The organism is Streptococcus mitis, from assembly GCF_000722705.1.
Classification (GTDB): Bacteria; Bacillota; Bacilli; order Lactobacillales; family Streptococcaceae; genus Streptococcus; species Streptococcus mitis_P.
This window is the reverse complement of record NZ_JPFW01000009.1, coordinates 248,284-266,417: the sequence shown is the minus strand read 5'-3', so window position 1 is coordinate 266,417 and position 18,134 is coordinate 248,284. Positions and strand designations below refer to the sequence as shown.

19 protein-coding genes and 1 pseudogene are annotated in these 18,134 nt (G+C 37.7%); 12 read left to right on the top strand and 8 right to left on the bottom strand.

Annotation, left to right across the window (positions count from 1 at the left end; translation table 11 throughout):
• Window positions 1-26 precede the first annotated feature (26 nt).
• The 5 genes from SK642_RS09110 to SK642_RS09085 all read left to right on the top strand — a co-directional run bounded on the left by SK642_RS09110 (window position 27) and on the right by SK642_RS09085 (window position 3,839).
• Window positions 27-323, top strand: coding sequence for a hypothetical protein (locus SK642_RS09110; RefSeq protein ID WP_235230875.1), 297 nt, complete (start codon window positions 27-29; stop codon window positions 321-323).
• 363 nt (window positions 324-686) lie between these two features.
• Window positions 687-1,373, top strand: a complete 687-nt coding sequence (locus SK642_RS09100) for a CPBP family intramembrane glutamic endopeptidase (protein ID WP_033684478.1) — start codon at window positions 687-689, stop codon at window positions 1,371-1,373.
• A 68-nt stretch (window positions 1,374-1,441) separates the two neighbouring features.
• Complete coding sequence (locus SK642_RS09095) at window positions 1,442-1,738, top strand: bacteriocin immunity protein (protein WP_033684477.1); 297 nt, start codon at window positions 1,442-1,444, stop codon at window positions 1,736-1,738.
• A gap of 131 nt (window positions 1,739-1,869) precedes the next feature.
• Entirely contained in the window at window positions 1,870-2,856 is a 987-nt protein-coding gene (locus SK642_RS09090) for a rhodanese-related sulfurtransferase (protein ID WP_033684476.1), read from the top strand.
• A 122-nt stretch (window positions 2,857-2,978) separates the two neighbouring features.
• On the top strand, window positions 2,979-3,839 hold the full coding sequence (locus SK642_RS09085; protein WP_033684475.1) for a DUF4299 family protein: 861 nt from the start codon (window positions 2,979-2,981) through the stop codon (window positions 3,837-3,839).
• 69 nt (window positions 3,840-3,908) lie between these two features.
• Here the strand turns inward: SK642_RS09085 and SK642_RS10405 are convergent.
• Window positions 3,909-4,175: pseudogene (locus SK642_RS10405) on the bottom strand (DUF6574 domain-containing protein); the annotation flags it as partial.
• A 150-nt stretch (window positions 4,176-4,325) separates the two neighbouring features.
• Here SK642_RS10405 and SK642_RS09080 point away from each other — a divergent pair.
• Window positions 4,326-5,249, top strand: coding sequence for a helix-turn-helix domain-containing protein (locus SK642_RS09080; RefSeq protein WP_033684474.1), 924 nt, complete (start codon window positions 4,326-4,328; stop codon window positions 5,247-5,249).
• Between the two features lie 67 nt (window positions 5,250-5,316).
• On the opposite strand, the gene SK642_RS09075 is transcribed toward SK642_RS09080, so the two are convergent.
• A complete protein-coding gene (locus SK642_RS09075) occupies window positions 5,317-6,843 on the bottom strand; it encodes an IS1182 family transposase (protein ID WP_033683759.1) in 1,527 nt (508 codons plus the stop codon).
• Between the two features lie 198 nt (window positions 6,844-7,041).
• Here SK642_RS09075 and SK642_RS09070 point away from each other — a divergent pair, with 198 nt between their 5' ends.
• The 5 genes from SK642_RS09070 to SK642_RS09050 are packed head-to-tail and all read left to right on the top strand — an operon-like array spanning window position 7,042 to window position 9,756.
• Window positions 7,042-7,263 carry a hypothetical protein gene (locus SK642_RS09070; protein ID WP_033684473.1) on the top strand — a complete coding sequence of 74 codons (222 nt, stop codon included), beginning with the start codon at window positions 7,042-7,044 and terminating at the stop codon, window positions 7,261-7,263.
• 31 nt (window positions 7,264-7,294) lie between these two features.
• On the top strand, window positions 7,295-8,158 hold the full coding sequence (locus SK642_RS09065; protein WP_033684472.1) for an ATP-binding cassette domain-containing protein: 864 nt from the start codon (window positions 7,295-7,297) through the stop codon (window positions 8,156-8,158).
• A 23-nt stretch (window positions 8,159-8,181) separates the two neighbouring features.
• Window positions 8,182-8,874 (top strand): ABC transporter permease, encoded by a 693-nt coding sequence (locus SK642_RS09060; protein WP_033684471.1) that lies wholly within the window; start codon window positions 8,182-8,184, stop codon window positions 8,872-8,874.
• 8 nt (window positions 8,875-8,882) lie between these two features.
• A complete protein-coding gene (locus SK642_RS09055) occupies window positions 8,883-9,464 on the top strand; it encodes a hypothetical protein (RefSeq protein WP_033684470.1) in 582 nt (193 codons plus the stop codon).
• Complete coding sequence (locus tag SK642_RS09050) at window positions 9,457-9,756, top strand: cysteine peptidase family C39 domain-containing protein (RefSeq protein WP_033684469.1); 300 nt, start codon at window positions 9,457-9,459, stop codon at window positions 9,754-9,756. Before SK642_RS09055 ends, SK642_RS09050 begins: the two co-directional genes overlap by 8 nt.
• A gap of 92 nt (window positions 9,757-9,848) precedes the next feature.
• Here SK642_RS09050 and SK642_RS09045 read toward each other — a convergent pair whose 3' ends face one another.
• The 6 genes from SK642_RS09045 to SK642_RS09020 form a co-directional block, all read right to left on the bottom strand.
• On the bottom strand, window positions 9,849-10,913 hold the full coding sequence (locus SK642_RS09045; protein ID WP_033684468.1) for a DUF6574 domain-containing protein: 1,065 nt from the start codon (window positions 10,911-10,913) through the stop codon (window positions 9,849-9,851).
• Between the two features lie 62 nt (window positions 10,914-10,975).
• Window positions 10,976-11,887: a DUF4097 domain-containing protein gene (locus SK642_RS09040; RefSeq protein ID WP_033684467.1), complete on the bottom strand. Its 912-nt coding sequence runs from the start codon at window positions 11,885-11,887 to the stop codon at window positions 10,976-10,978.
• Window positions 11,880-12,473: a DUF1700 domain-containing protein gene (locus tag SK642_RS09035; protein ID WP_033684466.1), complete on the bottom strand. Its 594-nt coding sequence runs from the start codon at window positions 12,471-12,473 to the stop codon at window positions 11,880-11,882. The genes SK642_RS09040 and SK642_RS09035 overlap by 8 nt, the downstream gene beginning before the upstream one ends.
• Complete coding sequence (locus SK642_RS09030) at window positions 12,460-12,786, bottom strand: PadR family transcriptional regulator (RefSeq protein ID WP_000273856.1); 327 nt, start codon at window positions 12,784-12,786, stop codon at window positions 12,460-12,462. Before SK642_RS09030 ends, SK642_RS09035 begins: the two co-directional genes overlap by 14 nt.
• A gap of 160 nt (window positions 12,787-12,946) precedes the next feature.
• Window positions 12,947-15,718, bottom strand: coding sequence for a DUF2971 domain-containing protein (locus SK642_RS09025; protein WP_051734082.1), 2,772 nt, complete (start codon window positions 15,716-15,718; stop codon window positions 12,947-12,949).
• A 202-nt stretch (window positions 15,719-15,920) separates the two neighbouring features.
• A complete protein-coding gene (locus SK642_RS09020) occupies window positions 15,921-17,087 on the bottom strand; it encodes a CynX/NimT family MFS transporter (RefSeq protein ID WP_033684465.1) in 1,167 nt (388 codons plus the stop codon).
• Window positions 17,088-17,241: 154 nt separating this feature from the next.
• Here SK642_RS09020 and SK642_RS09015 point away from each other — a divergent pair, with 154 nt between their 5' ends.
• A complete protein-coding gene (locus tag SK642_RS09015) occupies window positions 17,242-18,072 on the top strand; it encodes a glycosyltransferase (RefSeq protein WP_033684464.1) in 831 nt (276 codons plus the stop codon).
• The last annotated feature ends 62 nt before the right edge of the window (window positions 18,073-18,134 follow it).

Below are 18,134 nucleotides of genomic sequence, written 5' to 3'. Positions count from 1 at the left end.
CGTTGATCATAGCATCGAATCTTCTCATGATTTCCGTGGTGAACAAGGGAGAAGAAACAGGGGGCAACCTGTTTGTGATTGCTATAGCCTGTGTTATGCTACCAGCCTTTTTATATGCAGTTGAAAACAGACTTACTTCAATGGTAAGAGTAGAATCAATACTCCTAATTCAGTTGACAGTTATATCCCTACTACGTCTTATTAATAGAATAGGGAGTACGCCTGAAATCCTCAACATTATCATTACCCTTATCGCTTTGGCAAGTGGGACAGCTGCTATCCTTGTTGCGATCATGAGAATATATGAGAACAGACGGAAGTAAGGGTGCATAGCTTTCAATTTTGGATCTTTACGTTGGTAAGTTCCCCTAGGGCAAGTATGTTTTTCATGCTTGCTTTTTAAATTTTTTAACAATTCAAGACGTTTTGATGCCAATTAAATATTTTGATGAAAGAATAAAAAAACAGTGCTATACTAACAGTGTAAAGGTTGCAACAAGACAAAAATTAAAAATATGCTAGTCAGGGAAGTTCATTAGGTAATTTCCCTTCTCTATTAAAAAATACAGATTCTTTTTCAGTAAGTGAATATTGCCCGCGTGGTTATCGTGACCTTAGTTATATGGGAGTTGGTTTTCACTTATGTGGAATATAGGCTAGAATATAAAAAATGAGGAATAGTTCACATGAAAAAGCATCAGCTTGTCTTCAAAATAAGCGCAGTCTTGTCTTACTTATTTTTCGTATTTGGTCTTTCTCAACTGACGCTTATTGTTCAAAATTATTGGCAATTTTCTTCCCAGATTGGCAATTTCGTCTGGATTCAAAATATCTTGAGTTTGCTATTTAGCGGAGTCATGATTTGGATTCTGGTTAAGACAGGGCACGGCTATCTTTTTCGCATTCCGAGAAAAAAATGGATTTGGTATTCGATTTTGACAGTATTAGTGGTAGTGCTCCAGATCTCTTTTAACGTTCAGACAGCTAAACATGTTCAGTCAACTGCTGAAGGTTGGGCCGTATTGATCGGTTATAGTGGGACCAACTTTGCTGAGCTAGGTATCTATATAACTTTGTTCTTTCTGACTCCACTTATGGAAGAGTTGATTTATAGGGGATTACTGCAACATGCCTTCTTTAAACATTCGCGATTTGGCCTTGATTTGCTTCTTCCGTCAATTTTATTTGCTCTTCCTCATTTTTCAAGCCTGCCTAGTTTGTTAGATATCTTCGTCTTTGCAACATCTGGCATCATCTTTGCTAGTTTGACCCGCTATACCAAGAGCATTTATCCATCCTATGCAGTGCATGTGATCAATAATATTTTCGCAACATTACCATTTTTGCTGACTTTTTTACATAGGGTGTGGTAAAATACTGGCACGAGCGTTAGGAATGATAGTTTTTCAATTTACAAACGAATTTCAGGAGGTAAATGAGTATGACACCATTAAAATGGTTTGCTGGAGGAAGTGAAAGGCGTTGTGAAGCCATGACGATCATAAATCATCTATTGGAAGATATAAAGACTACTCCTCAACTGACTCCCTTGAAAAATCAGTTAGTGAGTTATAAAAGACGATTAAAGAACGATGGAACCTCTACTCCATTTATTCTGAGCCAAATGAACGTTGACATCTCACGTGTGTTGATTGACAATAAGCTGACTTTGTCAGAAAGTCAAGCTGAGCAGATCAAAAAATTGAGAGAATTATCTGCTATTTGCTATGGCTACTGATGAAGTGCAGGGATAAATCCCTTTCTCCAATTTCCAGTCAAATAAATTGCATTCGTTTTCTCAAGCAGGTATACTAGTATAGTTAGATGAAAAATTCTGAAAATTTAAGAATAGAAAAGAGAACAAATCTTATGGCAAAAGATATTCGTGTCTTACTTTACTACCTTTATACTCCAATTGAAAATGCAGAGCAATTTGCTGCAGACCACTTGGCTTTCTGTAAATCAATCGGCCTTAAAGGCCGTATCCTAGTCGCTGACGAGGGAATTAACGGAACCGTTTCAGGTGACTACGAAACAACTCAAAAATACATGGACTACGTTCACAGCCTCCCAGGCATGGAAGACCTCTGGTTCAAGATTGACGAAGAAAATGAACAAGCCTTCAAGAAGATGTTTGTTCGCTACAAGAAAGAAATCGTCCACCTTGGTTTGGAAGACAACGACTTTGATAACGACATCAACCCACTTGAAACAACAGGTGCTTACTTGTCTCCAAAAGAGTTCAAAGAAGCTCTTCTTGACGAAGATACAGTTGTCCTTGACACACGTAACGACTATGAGTACGACCTAGGACATTTCCGTGGAGCTATCCGTCCAGATATTCGCAACTTCCGTGAGTTGCCACAATGGGTTCGTGACAACAAGGAAAAATTCATGGACAAGCGCGTCGTGGTTTACTGTACAGGTGGGGTTCGCTGTGAGAAATTCTCAGGCTGGATGGTCCGTGAAGGCTACAAAGATGTCGGCCAATTGCACGGAGGAATTGCAACTTACGGTAAAGATCCAGAAGTTCAAGGCGAGCTTTGGGATGGAAAAATGTACGTCTTTGACGAGCGTATCGCCGTAGATGTCAACCATGTCAACCCAACCATCGTAGGGAAAGACTGGTTTGATGGAACACCATGTGAACGTTATGTCAACTGTGGAAATCCATTCTGTAACCGTCGTATCTTGACATCAGAAGAAAATGAAGACAAGTACCTTCGTGGATGCTCACACGAGTGCCGTGTTCACCCACGTAACCGCTATGTTTCAGAAAATGAATTGACACAAGCAGAAGTTATCGAGCGCCTAACCGCTATCGGTGAAAGCTTGGATCAAGCAGCTACTGTATAAGATCAAACAGTCCTTAGGGGCTGTTTTTCTATGCTTTTTACTCAAAAATCTAAAGTTTGTTTCTGTATCTTTCAGAAAAATAGGGTATACTATATGTAAACGATTTCAAAAGGAGTCCAGTTATGACGAAAACATTTTTTATTCCAAATAAACAGAGCATTTTAGGAGAACAGGAAATTTTGACTGCCAAGTCCATCTTGGCCTTGCTAGATGGCTTGGAGTCGCATAGTTATGATGCCGTCTATCTCCGTCAGCCGCTTAACCGTCTCGAGTATATCGAGTGTGCGATAGTGGGGCAATCACAATTTCTCTTTAAGGTTAGTTATGCTGATGGTCAAAAGGCTTATCGTATCGATCTTCCTGACCTACTCACAAAGACAGACTGGGAGATTATCAAATCATTTTTAGATGCCCTGCTTGCTTACACAGGAACTGAGATTGAGGGGCTAGATGGTTTTGACTTTGAAGCTTATTTCCAAGCAGGTATTCAAGCCCATCTTGTAGACACTGTAGCCCGTTTTACGATTTGCCAAGGAATTTTTAATCCTGTTTTCTTTGGTCATGGAGACTTGAAAAACTTTTTAGAGGAAGATGGCTTGGCTCAGTTTGAGGCGCGTGTACGTGCGGTTCAAGAGACAGATGCCTACTTTGCAAGAGTTTCCTTCTATCAAGATGGAGAAGACCAAGTGCATGGCGTTTACCATTTGGCTCAAGGAGTCAAGACGGTGTTGCCGAGAGAACCATTTGTTCCTGCAGCCTATATTGAGCAATTGCTGGATAAGGAAGTCCAGTGGGAAATTGACTTGGTTCAAATCACAGGAGATGGATCTAAACCAGAAGACTATGAAGCCATTGCCCGCTTGGGCTATACAAAATTCCTTGAGGCACTACCGTCAGAATTTTACCACCAACTAGACGCCAATCAATTAGAAATACAACCCATCTTAGAAAAAGATTTTAAAACATTAGCACAAGAAGAGTAAATCAGAAGCAGGTCAATCGACTTGCTTTTTAGCATAGAAAAATCCTGCCATGGATGACAGGATTGAATTTTAAAGAAAGGCCAAGATACGAAGATAATCTCCAATCAGTGCGACTTCAGCTACAAAGAAGAGGAGGATAATGACTCCGTTCACAAGGATAGATAAGAATAATTGATAGAAGGAGTCGGTTTCACTTGCTTGACTTGGCCTTGTAATGATATGGAGACTAGCAAGCAGAATGATTCCAATGCTAATCACACACAAGAGGGCTGTAAATCGTAGGCTGTCAAAGAAGGCAAAGAAACTAGCAATAGCAGTGAGGAAGATTGGAATTGCCTATGTGTAGTAATAGTTGAACTGAAATTTATGATATAACGCAAAGATAGTTATATATATTTCAAATATTGCTTATCTCCATAGAAAATAGTAAAATATATACAGGAAATTTATTTTTTATATGGAAATAGTTATCAGGAGAGTAAACAAATGGATATAAAAATAGAAGTAGGTAAAAGAATCCGAATGTTGCGAGAGATGAAACATATCACTCGTGAAACTCTTTGTGATGATGAAACCGAGATAACGGTGCGCCAATTAGCACGGATTGAATCAGGCCAGTCTTCCCCGAGTTTATCCAAGGTAGAGTATATAGCTTATAAACTAGGCTGTCCAATTTCACATATAGTAGATATGGATCATATGATTTTACCCTCAGAGTACTTGATATTAAAGGATAAACTCATTAAGTTTCAAACTTATGGAGATGATGATAGAATCCAAGTTAAGGAAGAGTTGTTTGATAGAGTTTACGAACACTATTATGACAGTCTGCCTGAGGATGAGCAGATTGCAGTTAGTGCCTTACAAGCCAATTTTGATGTCTTTGTAAGTGAAGATGCAGGGTTTGGCGATGCTTTGCTGGATGAGCATTTTGAGCAAGTAAAGATAAGGAAAAATTACTCGGTGAATGATTTGCTTCTCATAAAATTATACTTTGGTTCATGTTTGGCAAGACCGACTGAGTATCATCATGAACTATTTTGGATGCTTTCTAAAAAACTTATAAGAGAAACAAATGCATCAGATTTAGAGACAGCTTATATGTTAAAGCAAACAGTACTCGATTCTCTAGCTGTTCAATGGATGGAAAAATCTTACTCCACTTTTGAGCCTTATGTTAAGGCGATGAATAGGCTGATGATTTTATCGCAGGATTTTCAAAAGAAACCAATCGTAGATATGCTTGAAGCAATGTGTACCTTATTTCATAAACGGGATAAGGAAAAAGCCATCCGCTTATACGATAGAGCTATTATTTGTGCTCAAGCATTTGGAGACCAAGTATTAGAAGCGCGTATATTGGGAGAAAAAGAAAAAGATCTAAAAACTTTTGAGGAAATGGAGAGCTAGAGTCTGGGACAAAATAGTTCTCAGCCACAAAAAAGCTAGAGATTTCCAATAGCGGAACTCTAGCTTTTTAATTTTGAGTCGTTCTCTTATTGTATTTTAGGAGGTTATTGGCCATAAGTACCAATCCCATGTCAATTCTCACTTGACGCTTGCCCCTCAGATTACATCTCTTGTACCCCAAACAAGCCTTTATCTGCCCAAAGACAGGTTCCACATCAATCTTGCGTTGAGCGAAAATCTGTCTACCTTGGGGAGATAAAAGCGCCTGACATTCTTTATCTTTCAAGTTTTGATAGCGTTCGTTTATATACAGTCCCTTTTGAGGAGCTGATTCAGGTTCATCTGCGTAGTAAACCTTGATTTCCTGTTGAAAGTCCGTCTGTGTTTTCTGATGTTTGATATGGTGAAAACGATAGCACCAACCATTAGGATGTGTGTAGCTATCCTCCTTGTCATTATAGTGCCAATTCGCTAAGTTTTTAGCTGACTGTTTATACCCTCTCTTTTGTTCCTTATCAAACATGGCATATTTAATCAGATGGTTTACCTGCTTTTCATCTAAACGAAGGAGGTTCTCTTCACTTCCATATCCAGCATCTGCAACAACTGTCTGTACATCATGTGGATAGGTTTCAAGAAATGGCAGAAGAGTCTTGGTGTCTGTCGGATTTGAGAAGATATCATAGTGAAGAACAAATTGGTTTTCAGTAGCAATTTGAAGATTATAAGCAGCCTTGAGTTGGCCATTTTTCATATGGTCTTCTTTCATCCGCATAAAAGTGGCATCTGTATCGGTTTTAGAAAAACTGTTACGCCCTTCAAATGTCTCCTGATAGCTCTCATATTTTTCAGCACGTACTGAAAAATCATCCTTGACTTTACGCAAGACTTTCTTGAGTTTACGACGCTGGGTTTTACGTTCATCCTTTCCTTTAACGGGTGTCTCCTCAATGTCCTGGTTCAGTTTTTCCAATTCTTCTTCAAGAACTTGAGCGAATTCAAGCAACTGCTCTGAAGAAATTGATTCTTCTTCATCCAGCTTAATAGCTTGATGGATAAGGGGAGTGATTTCTTCTTGAAAATAGACCTGTATCTGTTCTTGAAGTTTGGCGGAGAATTTCTCTGTCGCTTTCTTCCACACGAAACTATACTTGTTGGCATTGGCTTCAATCTTAGTCCCGTCAATAAACAAGCAATCTAAGGTCACTAACTCTTCCATTTTTAAACGAAGATTGAGGTTGATGAAAAGATTACGAATGAGTTCTTCCACCCCTTCAGCTACACGAAAACGATTGATAGTGCGGTAGCTGACAACCAACTGTCCTGTTAGGTACTGCATAGCCAGATTTTCAATCATCATTTTTTCAATTTTTCGTCCAGAGAAAATCCCTTGTGAATAGGCAAATAGAAGAGTAGATATAAGCATTTTAGGGTGATAAGACGGGCGACCAAAGGCATGATAGAAGGCGTGGAAGTGACTATCCTTCAAGGTATTTACCACTTTTTCAATAGTAAAGACAAGATGGTCTTGTGGCAAGAAGGAACTGATTTCTAGTGGTAAAGTTGTTTGATTTGTGTTATAGTGAATATGCATGGGATAGCCTTTCTAAATGGTTTATTAAGCAATTCTATTTTACCAAGACTATCGCAACCATGCAAAAAAGCAACGGCAAATCCGTTGCTTTTTTTGGAGAAAAGAGACTATTGTCCCAGTCTCTTTTTTATTTTTGAAAGCGTTAAACTAGAGATGCAATGAAAAGTCAAGAGAGTTATTTGGGTTAGGAGGGAAGAGATGGGGAATCTTAGTATCTTACTAGAGACGTTTACACAAACTCGCCACAGTCTGATAGTTCGAAATAACACGACTTCGCAAAAGTTGGTAGAGATAGCATTAAATAACGAAATCTTTCGCCTAGCTATTTTAGATGCAGGCGAAGAGCGAGTTTTAATTCTGCCTGAGGAAGTAACGGATGTGAAGAATTTTGGAATTTCAGAGGTGGAGGATAATTCATGAAAGCAAAGGATATAATGAACGGAGAGAAACTATGAATCGTGTGATTTTAAGTCTTAAAAATATCGATAAAACATATGGGAAAGAACAGGTTCTTCATAATGCTTCCTTTGATATTGAGCAAGGAGAAATATGTGGTCTTATCGGCGAAAATGGTGCGGGAAAGACAACATTAATGAGAATTCTCCTAGGACTAATTCAATCTGATAAGGGAGAAATCAAGAGTGTTTCTCAGCATAAGATTGGCAGTATTATCGAGTCACCTGCCCTTTATCCAAACTTGACTGGACGTCAACACTTGCAATATTATAAAACAAGATTTGGTTTAAAGACAGATATCATAAAAATGTTGGAATTGGTTCGCCTACCCCAAACATCATGGGACAGAAAAGTAAAAAATTATTCTCTTGGAATGAAGCAAAGATTATCGATAGCAATTGCCCTTTTGGATAATCCAGAGCTTATTATCCTAGATGAACCAGTGAATGGTTTAGATCCTCAAGGAATTTCAGATTTAAGAAAAATGATTTTGAATTTAAGAGATCAGTTGGGAGTTACCTTTTTAATTTCAAGCCATATCCTATCAGAGTTAGAGTTTATAACAGATAAGTATATCATCATGAAAAAAGGAAAGATTCTAAATGTGATGAGTTCAAAAGAGCTAGCAAATGATTTGTCGGAAAAGCTCTTTCTTAAGACGAGTAATAATCAGATTCTAAAAACGTTTTTAAAAGAAGAGGGCATTGTTCATTTTGAGCAGGATGACTATCTGATTGTGCCAGAAAAGGAAAAATTAATGGTTATCTTGGAATATAGTGTTGCTTCAAATCTAGTGATACAGGATATATATATTAAGAAGGAACGCTTTGAGGACTACTATTTGAGTAATATTATCTGATGATTTAAGAAAGGAGGAGAATCATGAGTTCTCTTAAAGCAGATATGTATAAATTTTACTGGGAAAAAAGAGGAGTACTTCCTAGTTTGTTGATAGGATTATTGATTTTGTTATTCTCCTTATTTTTTAAGTCATCGAATGAAGATGAACCAGCATTTCGAGTATTGATTTCAAATGTGAGTGGTTTTATTCCTTTGCTTTTCATCTCTACTAATTTATTTTTCTGGGGGGAAGATTATAGTTTTCGTACGATTAATATTCTCCTCACAAAAGAAAACCAACGATGGAAGTTATTTTTATATAAAACTTTGGGAGCCTTTTGTTTGTCTTTCCTATATGTAACTATTTTTTATGGTTTAACAGCTCTTGTCTATTTGGAGGGAGACTTGGTGTTGATTATTTCGACATTTTTACACCAGCTACCATACTATTTGGTTATTATCAGTATCTCGTTATTGATTTTTCAAATATTTGATAAGGTTTATGAATCATGTATGATTTATATACTCTATATTTTACTGTTTGATAACCTATTGGTTTATGTCCTTCCAAACTCTGGTGAGAGTGTGAGAGACTATTTACTAATGACTTTAAATTTGAAAACTTCCCCTGAGGTAAGTCAATTTACCCTTACAAACGTATGCTATCCTATAGTGGTAAGTATAGCAGTGATTGTACTTGCGTTTGTTGTATTCAGTAAAAAAGAATTTAAGTAGGAGTACTAATGATGAAAAAAATAGGAATTGTAATTGGGCTGTTGTTACTGTTTGTAGTGGCTGGAATTTTATTAACCTTAAAACGAGGAGAGACGACAATCAGTGTGAAACAATCATGGACTCTTTCTTCTAAAAGTATTAAAACGTTAGAGTTTTATGGCTCAAAGCAAGCAATTGATGTTAAAGTTGTCAAGAGTGAATCAGATGAGACAAGTGTTCAAATAGAAGGAAAAGTTTCCGAAGAATCAGTGAATAACATAACTAAAAACGTTAAAATGAGTTCAGATAGTCTATATATTCCATTTTCACAACATGGATTTAATTTAGCTCTAAGTTCACAAGGGAAAGATAAGTTATATGTAACCATTTCTTTGGGGAAAAATGCAACTTTCGAAAAAATATTTATAGATACTCTTGTTGGCGATGTATCTATTACAGTTCCTAAAGATTTTGATGGAATCTATACTTTGCATACAAATAATACAGGAGAAGTTTTAAGGGTTCCTACGACAAATCAAACTTCGAATAGCGTCATTGAAGTTGATGGTTATAGTAAGATAAGTGTTGAAAAAGGAGAAAATAATGGTTAGTCACTATAAACAAGCAACTTTGCTGGATTGTGGAATGGCTTGTGTAAAGACAATCATTTCTTACTATTTCCCGAAATTAGAACATTTAGATAGTCTAAAATTTGATAATAATAACCACCAAGGACTGTCTTTGTTTGATATAGAAGATATACTAAAAAGATATGGTATTGATGCGGATTCTTATCAAATTGAGACTCCTAGTTTCCATAATATTTTGAATAACGAACTTCATAGAAATATTATGATACTACTGAACTCTAGAAATACAACCCATATTAGAAAAAGATTTTAAAGCATTAGCACAAGAAGAGTAAATCAGAAGCAGGTCAATCGACTTGCTTTTTGATATATAAAAAATCCTGCCATGGATGACAGGATTAAAGTTTAAAGAAAGGCTAAGATACGAAGATAATCTCCAATCAGTGCTACTTCAGCTACAAAGAAGAGGAGGATAATGACTCCATTCACAAGGACAGACAAGAACAATTGATAGAAGGAGTCGGTTTCACTTGCTTGGCTTGGTCTTGTAATGATATGGAGACTAGCAAGCAGAATGATTCCAATGCTAATCACACACAAGAGGGCTGTAAATCGTAGGCTATCAAAGAAGGCAAAGAAACTAGCAATAGCAGTGAGGAAGATTGGAATTGCCAAGAGTTGACTATATTGTTGGACAACCTTTTCTAGCGTCCAGTCTTCTTCCTGGTAGATAAATCGTCTCACGACGAAACTACCCAAGAGGAATGAAAAGAAGAAGAGTGTTGTTGCTACTAGGATAGAGATAATCGAAAAGAGATTTAATGAAGCAAATTGTTCAGGGAAGTGATTATGCATAGTTGCTATACGTCCATAGTAAGCATGTTTGATGTGGTAGATACTAAAGAAAAAGGAAGATGCAGAAAACAGAATGAGCAAGAGAAAGGCTGTGTAACTGTGTGTGCTACTTGTTTCAAGCTTGCTTGTAGGAGATTTGATCGCTTCCACTAGCCAAGACCAAAAATCAAGCGCTTGCTCTTTCCATTTATCCGCAGATTTTGGAGCTTGGTCGGGGATGTAAGGACTTTCTAAGGATTGACTGAGAAGAAGGGGCTCTTTCGTGGTTGGTTTTTGCTGAGGAAGAGCTTCTTGGCTCTCTTCAGCTATAGTGACTTTTTCTGTTTCTTTAGAAAGGTCTTGCTCTTCTTCAGTAGAATCTAATGCTCTCTTTTCTTCTATTCCTGTTCTCGCTTCACTATCTTCAGGTATTTCAATTTTCTCTTCTTGCTGGCTTTCAAGTTTGACTTCAGCTTGAGAGACTTCCTCCTCTACTTGAGTATTTTTTTCAATTGGTGTATCGAGATCGGCTATCGTTTCTTCAGCCTTGTCTACAACATCTTGGGCTTGTTCATCCGGCTTGTTCTTGCTTGTTGTTTTTACAAAATCATTACTTTCAAACCATTCTTGTTTCATGGTAGAACCTCCTTTTTAGTTAGATAAATATGCTTTCATAGTAGCAGATGTAAGCGCTTTTGTCAACGTCTGTTTGGTATGGATATTAGCTCAATATCATTATCAGCTCTCGCAATGAGTTGATCCTTGACTTCGGTTTTTTCAGTTTTGTAAGGGTTGCTTAATTCCGTACCTCTTGATTTAGGCTCTTCTCTTGTGAATTGGTGGATAGAACCATAGTTGCTTGAGATGTCCCAGTTAATTCGTTGGTTCTCTTTCTGGTCTAGGATGATTCTGAGATGCTTTTTGGCAGTCAGTTCAACCTTACCATGGACTTGGATATTTTCAGCGTGGAAGTGCTTCTCTGTTGACTCTAGCTGACTATCTGTAAGGTCTGTGTCAAAGATATTAACGATATTAGGGGTTGTGAGTTTACTGTTTTTGATACGACTTCCTTCAATTCGGAGGATATAGCTGTTTGTATTGAGGGTCGCATTTTCAAGGCTAGCATTAGTGATACTGGTTTGTCTGCGATTGGCTGACACGTTGATCCCTTTTAGAGTTCTCCCTTTTGGCAGTCGGAGAATAACTTCTTCAAAACGACTAGAGTAGCTACTTGCGATATGAAGAATCCCGCCAATTCCAGAAGAGAGAAATGGAGTTTCAGACAGTTTCTTATCAGTGAGGCTCAGCGTTTTATCGTTCTGACTTGTGATAAGATCATGGTTAGCAGAAATAGATGGATGATAAGAAATGTGGATTTGATCATCGAAAGAGTCTGTGATGGTCAGCGCGTGTTGGTGGAGCGTGATCTCTAGGTTTTCGACTTCCTTGCCAAAGGTTAGCTCTTCCGTACGGCTATCATAGACAGGCTCCTTGGACATGGCAAGTAGGCTCTTAATCCCGTCAGATTGGATACCTACAAAAAGCAGGATAAAGCCGATAATGGTAGTCACCACACCAAAGATGAGAAATCCTTTTGTCCATTTACGCATGCTGGTCACCTCTCTTTCCTTTTTTGAGAACAAATTGCACCAAGCGAACAATGAGTAGGCCGAAGAAGCGAGCTACATAGGAAATACCTAGTAAAACCAGAGAAGAAGCACCGATGGCTAGTAAACCAGCACCAAAAATCAAGATAAAGGCTGATTTGGCTTGGGCTAGGACAGTGAAACTTTCAACTAAAAATAGGAATCCGCCGATGATACCAAGTATGGAAACCGCAAAGAAAGCCAGAATGACAGTCAAAGCGGCTACAAGGATTCCGAACAGGGCCACGAGGATGGCGATTCCCAGAGGAATACCGATGGGTGCTGCAAGGAGGGCTAACAAGGCGATATGTAAAATTTGTCGGTTATTTTTTTGAGCGGGCGCTTCATTGATTTTTTTATCGAGAAGATTGGAGAGAACTTCGTGGGCCGCTTCTTTGGGAGTTCCCAAGCTAGCGATGAGTTCTTCTTCTCCCTCGACTCCAGCATCGTCAAAGAGTTCCCTGAAATAGTCCATGGCTTCGATGCGGTCAGCTTCAGGTAGTTTCTTGAGATAGAGTTCTAGCTGAGTCAGGTATTCAGTTCTTGTCATGGCGGATACTCCCTTCTATGATGCCATTAATGGTGTCTGTATAGAGTGCCCATTCATCTTTTAGGGTCACGAGCTGCTCTATACCACCATTTGTTAAGGAGTAGTATTTGCGCATGCGACCTTGGAACTCTCTAGAATAGGTGGTCAGAAAGTTATTGCCCTCCAATTTTTTGAGAATGGGATAGAGCGTAGATTCTTTGATATTAGCGATCAGCTTAATGGTTTGGCTAATCTCATAACCATAAGAATCATCCTGCTCCAGTACGGCCAAGATGAGAAATTCAATCAAGGCAGAGGATGTTGGAAAGTACATGGGAAACCTCCTTTTCTAATGTGTAAGATTTTTATATATAATTTTTCTACACATACATTGTACATCTAAAAGAAAGCCCTGTCAAGAGAAATGTGTAAAATTTTTATATATAAAAAACTTCTAGCTAAAACTAGAAGTTTAAAGGATTTTGGGGAGATTTTTATCTAAATTTTATCGTAGATCTTTTATACTTAATATCCTTATCCAAAAGTTTCAATAAAGGAGTCACGTATTCAGGATTCGGAAACTTGGGACCAAAAATGACTTCACCGATTTGAACATTTTCTTCTCGCTCAAGATAAAGTTTACCGAATTCAGGAGAATAATCAATTTTTATTTTATCGTTATCAGAATTTAAGTTAGCATATTGTAAAATACGTAATTCTTCTTCATACTTGTAATCAACCGATTTGAATAGGTAGCGGATTTCTTCAATACAGTCAGCGATAGCTTTTTTATAGAACGGGTCCCCAGAATTTTTATAATCCCTTAATTCTGATTTTAAATCTACCAACAATCCTTTTAGTCGCGTTACTTCTTCACTAGTGAATAGTTCAGTTTCTTCGATGTCGAATTGATCATCGGAGTAATGAACGTAAGCTACGCGATATAAATAATCCTGATTAGTATTCGGTGTAGAATATTTGTCTTCAGAATTTTGAGTATTATCATTGTCTCTAGTCGTCATCTCTTTGTTGGATTCATTTGAAGAGATATCGTTTGAAATTTCAACGCTTGAATTCATTTTGTGACTGATTTGTTTATCTGAGTTTTTTTGATACCAAGGAAGGTCACTAAGTGAATGATAATGAGCAAAATCATTCTCATTTAGTACAATACAGACTCCCTCTGCGTTATTTCCGTATTGCGACCACATGGCTAGATCATCTGTTTTGCTAGTGAAACTCATTAAAAACCAAGAACTAGGATCCAAAGGATTACGTTTTTCTAATTTTAAAATGTTTTCTAGAATTTCCCCTTCTTCAGGATCGTTCATATAGTTAGCGTTATTTAGGCGTGTCTTTCCTGAGATGGAGAATGGAGCTTTATCCTCTTTTCCTAATATGCTTTGGAGCGCTTTTCCTGAGGTATAGTGACCAAATTTTAGTTTTCTATTTTTGTCTTCAGTCTTTAATCCAAGTTCATACTTGATTTGTTGGACAAGCGAATAAATTTTAATTAACTGATTGATTCTTTCTGAGTTTTCCTTGTAATGCTCTATCCAGGATTTTAAAATATCATATTTTGTATCGGAGATGATACCAATTTTTAAGGTGCGAATAAGCAAATTTTTCTCTTTTTCATCTTTCCCTTCTTCAATAGATGAATCAAAACAAAGTTTATCCAGAGCTTTTACGATATTAGTAGTGGAAATCTGAACTTGATCTTGCTTAAATTGTTTTTCGTTTTCGAGTATTTCGATGAGCATATTTAAAATTTTAATACTCTGAATAGACTCTAAGGACTGACAGATATCGTTTACGAGATTTGATTGGTCTATTTGATTATTTTTTACCAAATCCATCCGAGCTGTAAGATATTGAACAGTAATTTCTTCAGATTGTACGAATCTATCGTGTAGTCTTTTTAGTTTATCTATAATTTCAAGTTTTTCCCCTTCATTTTGTTGTTTAGTGATAATTTCGGCAAGAGCTTCAGAGTAGCATAAAGTGATCTCTTCATTTTTTTCAAAATTATAAGCTAATTTCTTTAGTTTAGAAGCCGTATCATTCAATTTATCTAAGTTGGTTTGTTTCAGTGATAAATTGAATAAAGCCATAGCATATTGTAACGCAATGTCTTCAGACTGATTGAACTGCTCAAAAATTTCTTTGAGTAAATTAGTGGTATTCTTTCTCTCTTCTACATTTATTTGTTTAGCTGACAAATTGACTAAAGCCATAGCATAGTGTAACGCAATGTCTTCAGACTGTTTAAACTGCTCAAAAATTTGTTTGACTGAATTAGCGGTATTCCCTCTCTCTTCTACATTTACTTGTTCAACTGACAAATTGACTAAAGCCCTAGCATAGTGTAACGCAATGTCTTCAGACTGATTGAACTGTTCAAAAATTTGTTTGACTGAATTAGCGGTATTCCCTCTCTCTTCTACATTTACTTGTTCAACTGACAAATTGACTAAAGCCCTAGCATATCGTAAAGCAATGTCTTCAGACTGATTGAACTGTTCAAAAATTTGTTTGACTGAATGAATAGTATTGCCCAGTTCTTCTACGTTTACTTGTTCAGCTGACAAATTGACTAAAGCCCTAGCATATCGTAAAGCAATCTCTTCAGAATTTTGGAACTTTAAGGTTAAAGCTTCTATTTCTGATATGGATTCCTTACGTTCTTTGATATCATTTTGTCTATTTGAAAGATTGTATAAAGCCATAGCATAGTGTAACGCAATGTCTTCAGATTGATTGAACTGCTCAAAAATTTCTTTGAGTAAATTAGTGGTATTCTTTCTCTCTTCTACATTTACTTGTTCAACTGACAAATTGACTAAAGTCTTAGCATATTGTAATGCAATATCTTCAGACTGTTTGAAGCGTTCAAAAATTTCTTTGACAGAATTAACAGTGTTTAGTAGCTCCTCAACATTTACTTGTTCAACTGACAAATTGACTAAAGTCTTAGCATATTGTAATGCAATATCTTCAGACTGTTTGAAGCGTTCAAAAATTTCTTTGACAGAATTAACAGTGTTTAGTAGCTCCTCAACATTTACTTGTTCAATCGACAAATTGAAAAGAGCCATAGCATACCGCAACGCAATGTCTTCTGATTCAGGGTATTGCTCATAAATTATTTTAGCTTTTTTTGCTAGAGCTTCACAGGCAGTCTTATCTGTCTCCTTGGTTGATAAGTCAAAGAGCTTATCTAACTCTGTTAAACTTTCTTTCAAATTGTATTTCTGTTCATCCATTCTATGTACCTCGCTTGAAATAGTAGCTATCTTATAAACTAATTTATTTTTCGTATGATAATTAGTTTCTATACATTTTATTATATCAAAAATGTTATCTTTCTACTAACAGATGGATGGCGTTTTTTGTTGATATAAGCACCAAAAAACCAGACAGAGTCTGGCTTTGCATAGTTTATATCTGAGAAGTATTTTAGAAAAATTAGAGGATTTTATCAGCTCTGTCCACTGTAAAGAGGGCCACAGTCATCAGGATATCGACGAGTAAGAGAGCAGCTACAGCTGGTACCCAAGAGTGGAATAGATCAAAACTGTAACCAAAGAGGGTTGGTCCAAAGGCTGCTAGGATATAGCCTCCTGTTTGAGATAGACCAGACAATTGGGCTGTCTTTTCAGGAGCGCTTGTCTTGAGTGAAAAGTTGACCATGAGATAAGGGAAGAGGGCGCTGGTTGCGGTTCCGATGAGGAGATGGATGGCAAGCCAGTAAATGAAATGATTGATTGGGAAGAAGAGCATGGAAATGCCGACCACACCAGCTAGTGAAACCAGAGTGAGCATGAGCTGACGGTTGCGAGTAGATAAACTAGTTGTCAGGCTTGGGATAGTCATTGAAAAAGGAATGCTAATCAGAGAGAAGATAGAAGTCAGCAAGCCAGCTTCGTGACTGGATAGGCCTGCATGGATAGCCATGGTCGGTAACCAAGTCATAGCAGTGTAAAAGAGCAAGGATTGAAAACCTGCAAAGACAATAACTGCCCAGACCTGTTTATTACGCATGACCTTTGCTTGATTTTTTTGTTTGGTTTGTGGAGCCAGTCTGTGATTATAGCGGTGATTTGGCAACCAGACCAAAAAAGTTGCTAGACAGAGTAGGGTGAGGAGGATGATGAGGCCTTTCCAAGAACTGGCTTGTGTAATGGGCACAGCTAGATAGGAAGTCAGAGCCGTCGCAATCCCCATAGACGTTACATATAAGGTGGTCAGAAAACCAATCTTCTTTGGTTGATTGGCTTGGATAAGACTAGGAAGCAGAACATTAATGACTGCGATACTTGCCCCAACCATCAAGGTTCCTAGATAGAGGAGAGGCAGATTGATTAGTCGAATCAGAGAGCCTATAGTCAAGAAGAAGAGACTGTAGGTAAAGAGATGTTCCAAGCCGATTTTCTGAGCCAGTCGGGTAGAAAAGAGCGAGAAGAGGGTAAACATAAGGAGGGGAAGGCTGGTCAAGACACCAAGTGAACTAACTTCTACTCCCAGACCTTGCGAAATATCCCCCAAAATAATGGGTAAAACAGTAAAAGGAGTCCGCAAGGACACACCAATCAGGATAATACCTGGAACAAAAAAGAGTGATTGCTTTTTCATATAATACCTCTTCTAGCTGATTTTAATAACAGCTTATTTTAAGGCTTTTTCACTATAATGTCAAGTAAGGTTTCTGGCTTTCAAGATAAAAATGGGAAAGTCTTGAAAATTATGATAAAATAGTGGAAGGAAATCTATACATTGGAGAAAAACTGTGTCTGAAAAGCAAAAAATTAGCGTCTTGATGTCGGTTTATATCAAGGAAAATCCGACATTTTTGCGAGATGCCATTAATAGTATTCAAAATCAGACCTTGAAACCGAGCGAGTTAGTTCTGGTTGAGGATGGGCCTTTGACACCTGAGCTCTATCAGGTATTAGACCAAGTAGAAGCTCAGTCTGAAATTCCAGTGAAACGCTGTCCTCTTGAGCAGAATCAAGGTTTGGGTCTGGCTCTTCGACAGGGTGTTTTGCAGTGTCAGTATGATATCATCGCTCGTATGGATACAGATGATATAGCTGTTCCAGACCGTTTTGAGAAACAGGTTCAGTTGATGGAGAAGGACAGCCTAGACCTATTAGGTGGCCACATTGCAGAATTTATTGACAATCCTGATGAGATTGTTTCTTATCGTCGCGTTCCGACTCAACATGCAGAGATTGTGGCTTATCAAAGGATGAGAAGTGCCTTTAACCACATGACTGTCATGTTCAAGAAGGACATGGTTCTCAAGGCAGGTAACTATGAGGATGGGCTTTATATGGAGGATGACCTCCTCTGGCTCAATATGATTGCTGCAGGAGCTAAGACTGGAAACCTGGATCAAATCTTGTGTAAGGTTCGTGTTGGAGCAGGGATGTTTGAACGTCGTGGGGGGCTGCGTTATCTCAAACTCTATCGTCAGGCTCGTCAGCGGATGCTGAAGAGAGGGCAAATTTCTTACATGGAGTATGCCAAGAGTGTTGCGATTCAGATGGTTGTTGCTCTTTGTCCAGGATTTGTCAGACAGTTTATTTTTATGAAACTGTTACGAAAAAGCAAGTAAAAGATTGTAGCAAATCGTAAACGGGATAAAAAGTGTTATAATAACAATATAACCATCGAGCT

Bases quoted from the DNA above. Each gene is read 5' to 3' on its own strand.
- SK642_RS09020 (WP_033684465.1), bottom strand. From the start codon at position 17,087: ATGAAAAAGCAATCACTCTTTTTTGTTCCAGGTATTATCCTGATTGGT.
- SK642_RS09065 (WP_033684472.1), top strand. From the start codon at position 7,295: ATGAATCGTGTGATTTTAAGTCTTAAAAATATCGATAAAACATATGGG.
- SK642_RS09080 (WP_033684474.1), top strand. From the start codon at position 4,326: ATGGATATAAAAATAGAAGTAGGTAAAAGAATCCGAATGTTGCGAGAG.
- SK642_RS09040 (WP_033684467.1), bottom strand. From the start codon at position 11,887: ATGCGTAAATGGACAAAAGGATTTCTCATCTTTGGTGTGGTGACTACC.
- SK642_RS09075 (WP_033683759.1), bottom strand. From the start codon at position 6,843: ATGCATATTCACTATAACACAAATCAAACAACTTTACCACTAGAAATC.
- SK642_RS09090 (WP_033684476.1), top strand. From the start codon at position 1,870: ATGGCAAAAGATATTCGTGTCTTACTTTACTACCTTTATACTCCAATT.
- SK642_RS09025 (WP_051734082.1), bottom strand. From the start codon at position 15,718: ATGGATGAACAGAAATACAATTTGAAAGAAAGTTTAACAGAGTTAGAT.
- SK642_RS09070 (WP_033684473.1), top strand. From the start codon at position 7,042: ATGGGGAATCTTAGTATCTTACTAGAGACGTTTACACAAACTCGCCAC.
- SK642_RS09060 (WP_033684471.1), top strand. From the start codon at position 8,182: ATGAGTTCTCTTAAAGCAGATATGTATAAATTTTACTGGGAAAAAAGA.
- SK642_RS09045 (WP_033684468.1), bottom strand. From the start codon at position 10,913: ATGAAACAAGAATGGTTTGAAAGTAATGATTTTGTAAAAACAACAAGC.
- SK642_RS09055 (WP_033684470.1), top strand. From the start codon at position 8,883: ATGATGAAAAAAATAGGAATTGTAATTGGGCTGTTGTTACTGTTTGTA.
- SK642_RS09050 (WP_033684469.1), top strand. From the start codon at position 9,457: ATGGTTAGTCACTATAAACAAGCAACTTTGCTGGATTGTGGAATGGCT.
- SK642_RS09030 (WP_000273856.1), bottom strand. From the start codon at position 12,786: ATGTACTTTCCAACATCCTCTGCCTTGATTGAATTTCTCATCTTGGCC.
- SK642_RS09035 (WP_033684466.1), bottom strand. From the start codon at position 12,473: ATGACAAGAACTGAATACCTGACTCAGCTAGAACTCTATCTCAAGAAA.
- SK642_RS09085 (WP_033684475.1), top strand. From the start codon at position 2,979: ATGACGAAAACATTTTTTATTCCAAATAAACAGAGCATTTTAGGAGAA.
- SK642_RS09095 (WP_033684477.1), top strand. From the start codon at position 1,442: ATGACACCATTAAAATGGTTTGCTGGAGGAAGTGAAAGGCGTTGTGAA.
- SK642_RS09100 (WP_033684478.1), top strand. From the start codon at position 687: ATGAAAAAGCATCAGCTTGTCTTCAAAATAAGCGCAGTCTTGTCTTAC.
- SK642_RS09110 (WP_235230875.1), top strand. From the start codon at position 27: ATGATTTCCGTGGTGAACAAGGGAGAAGAAACAGGGGGCAACCTGTTT.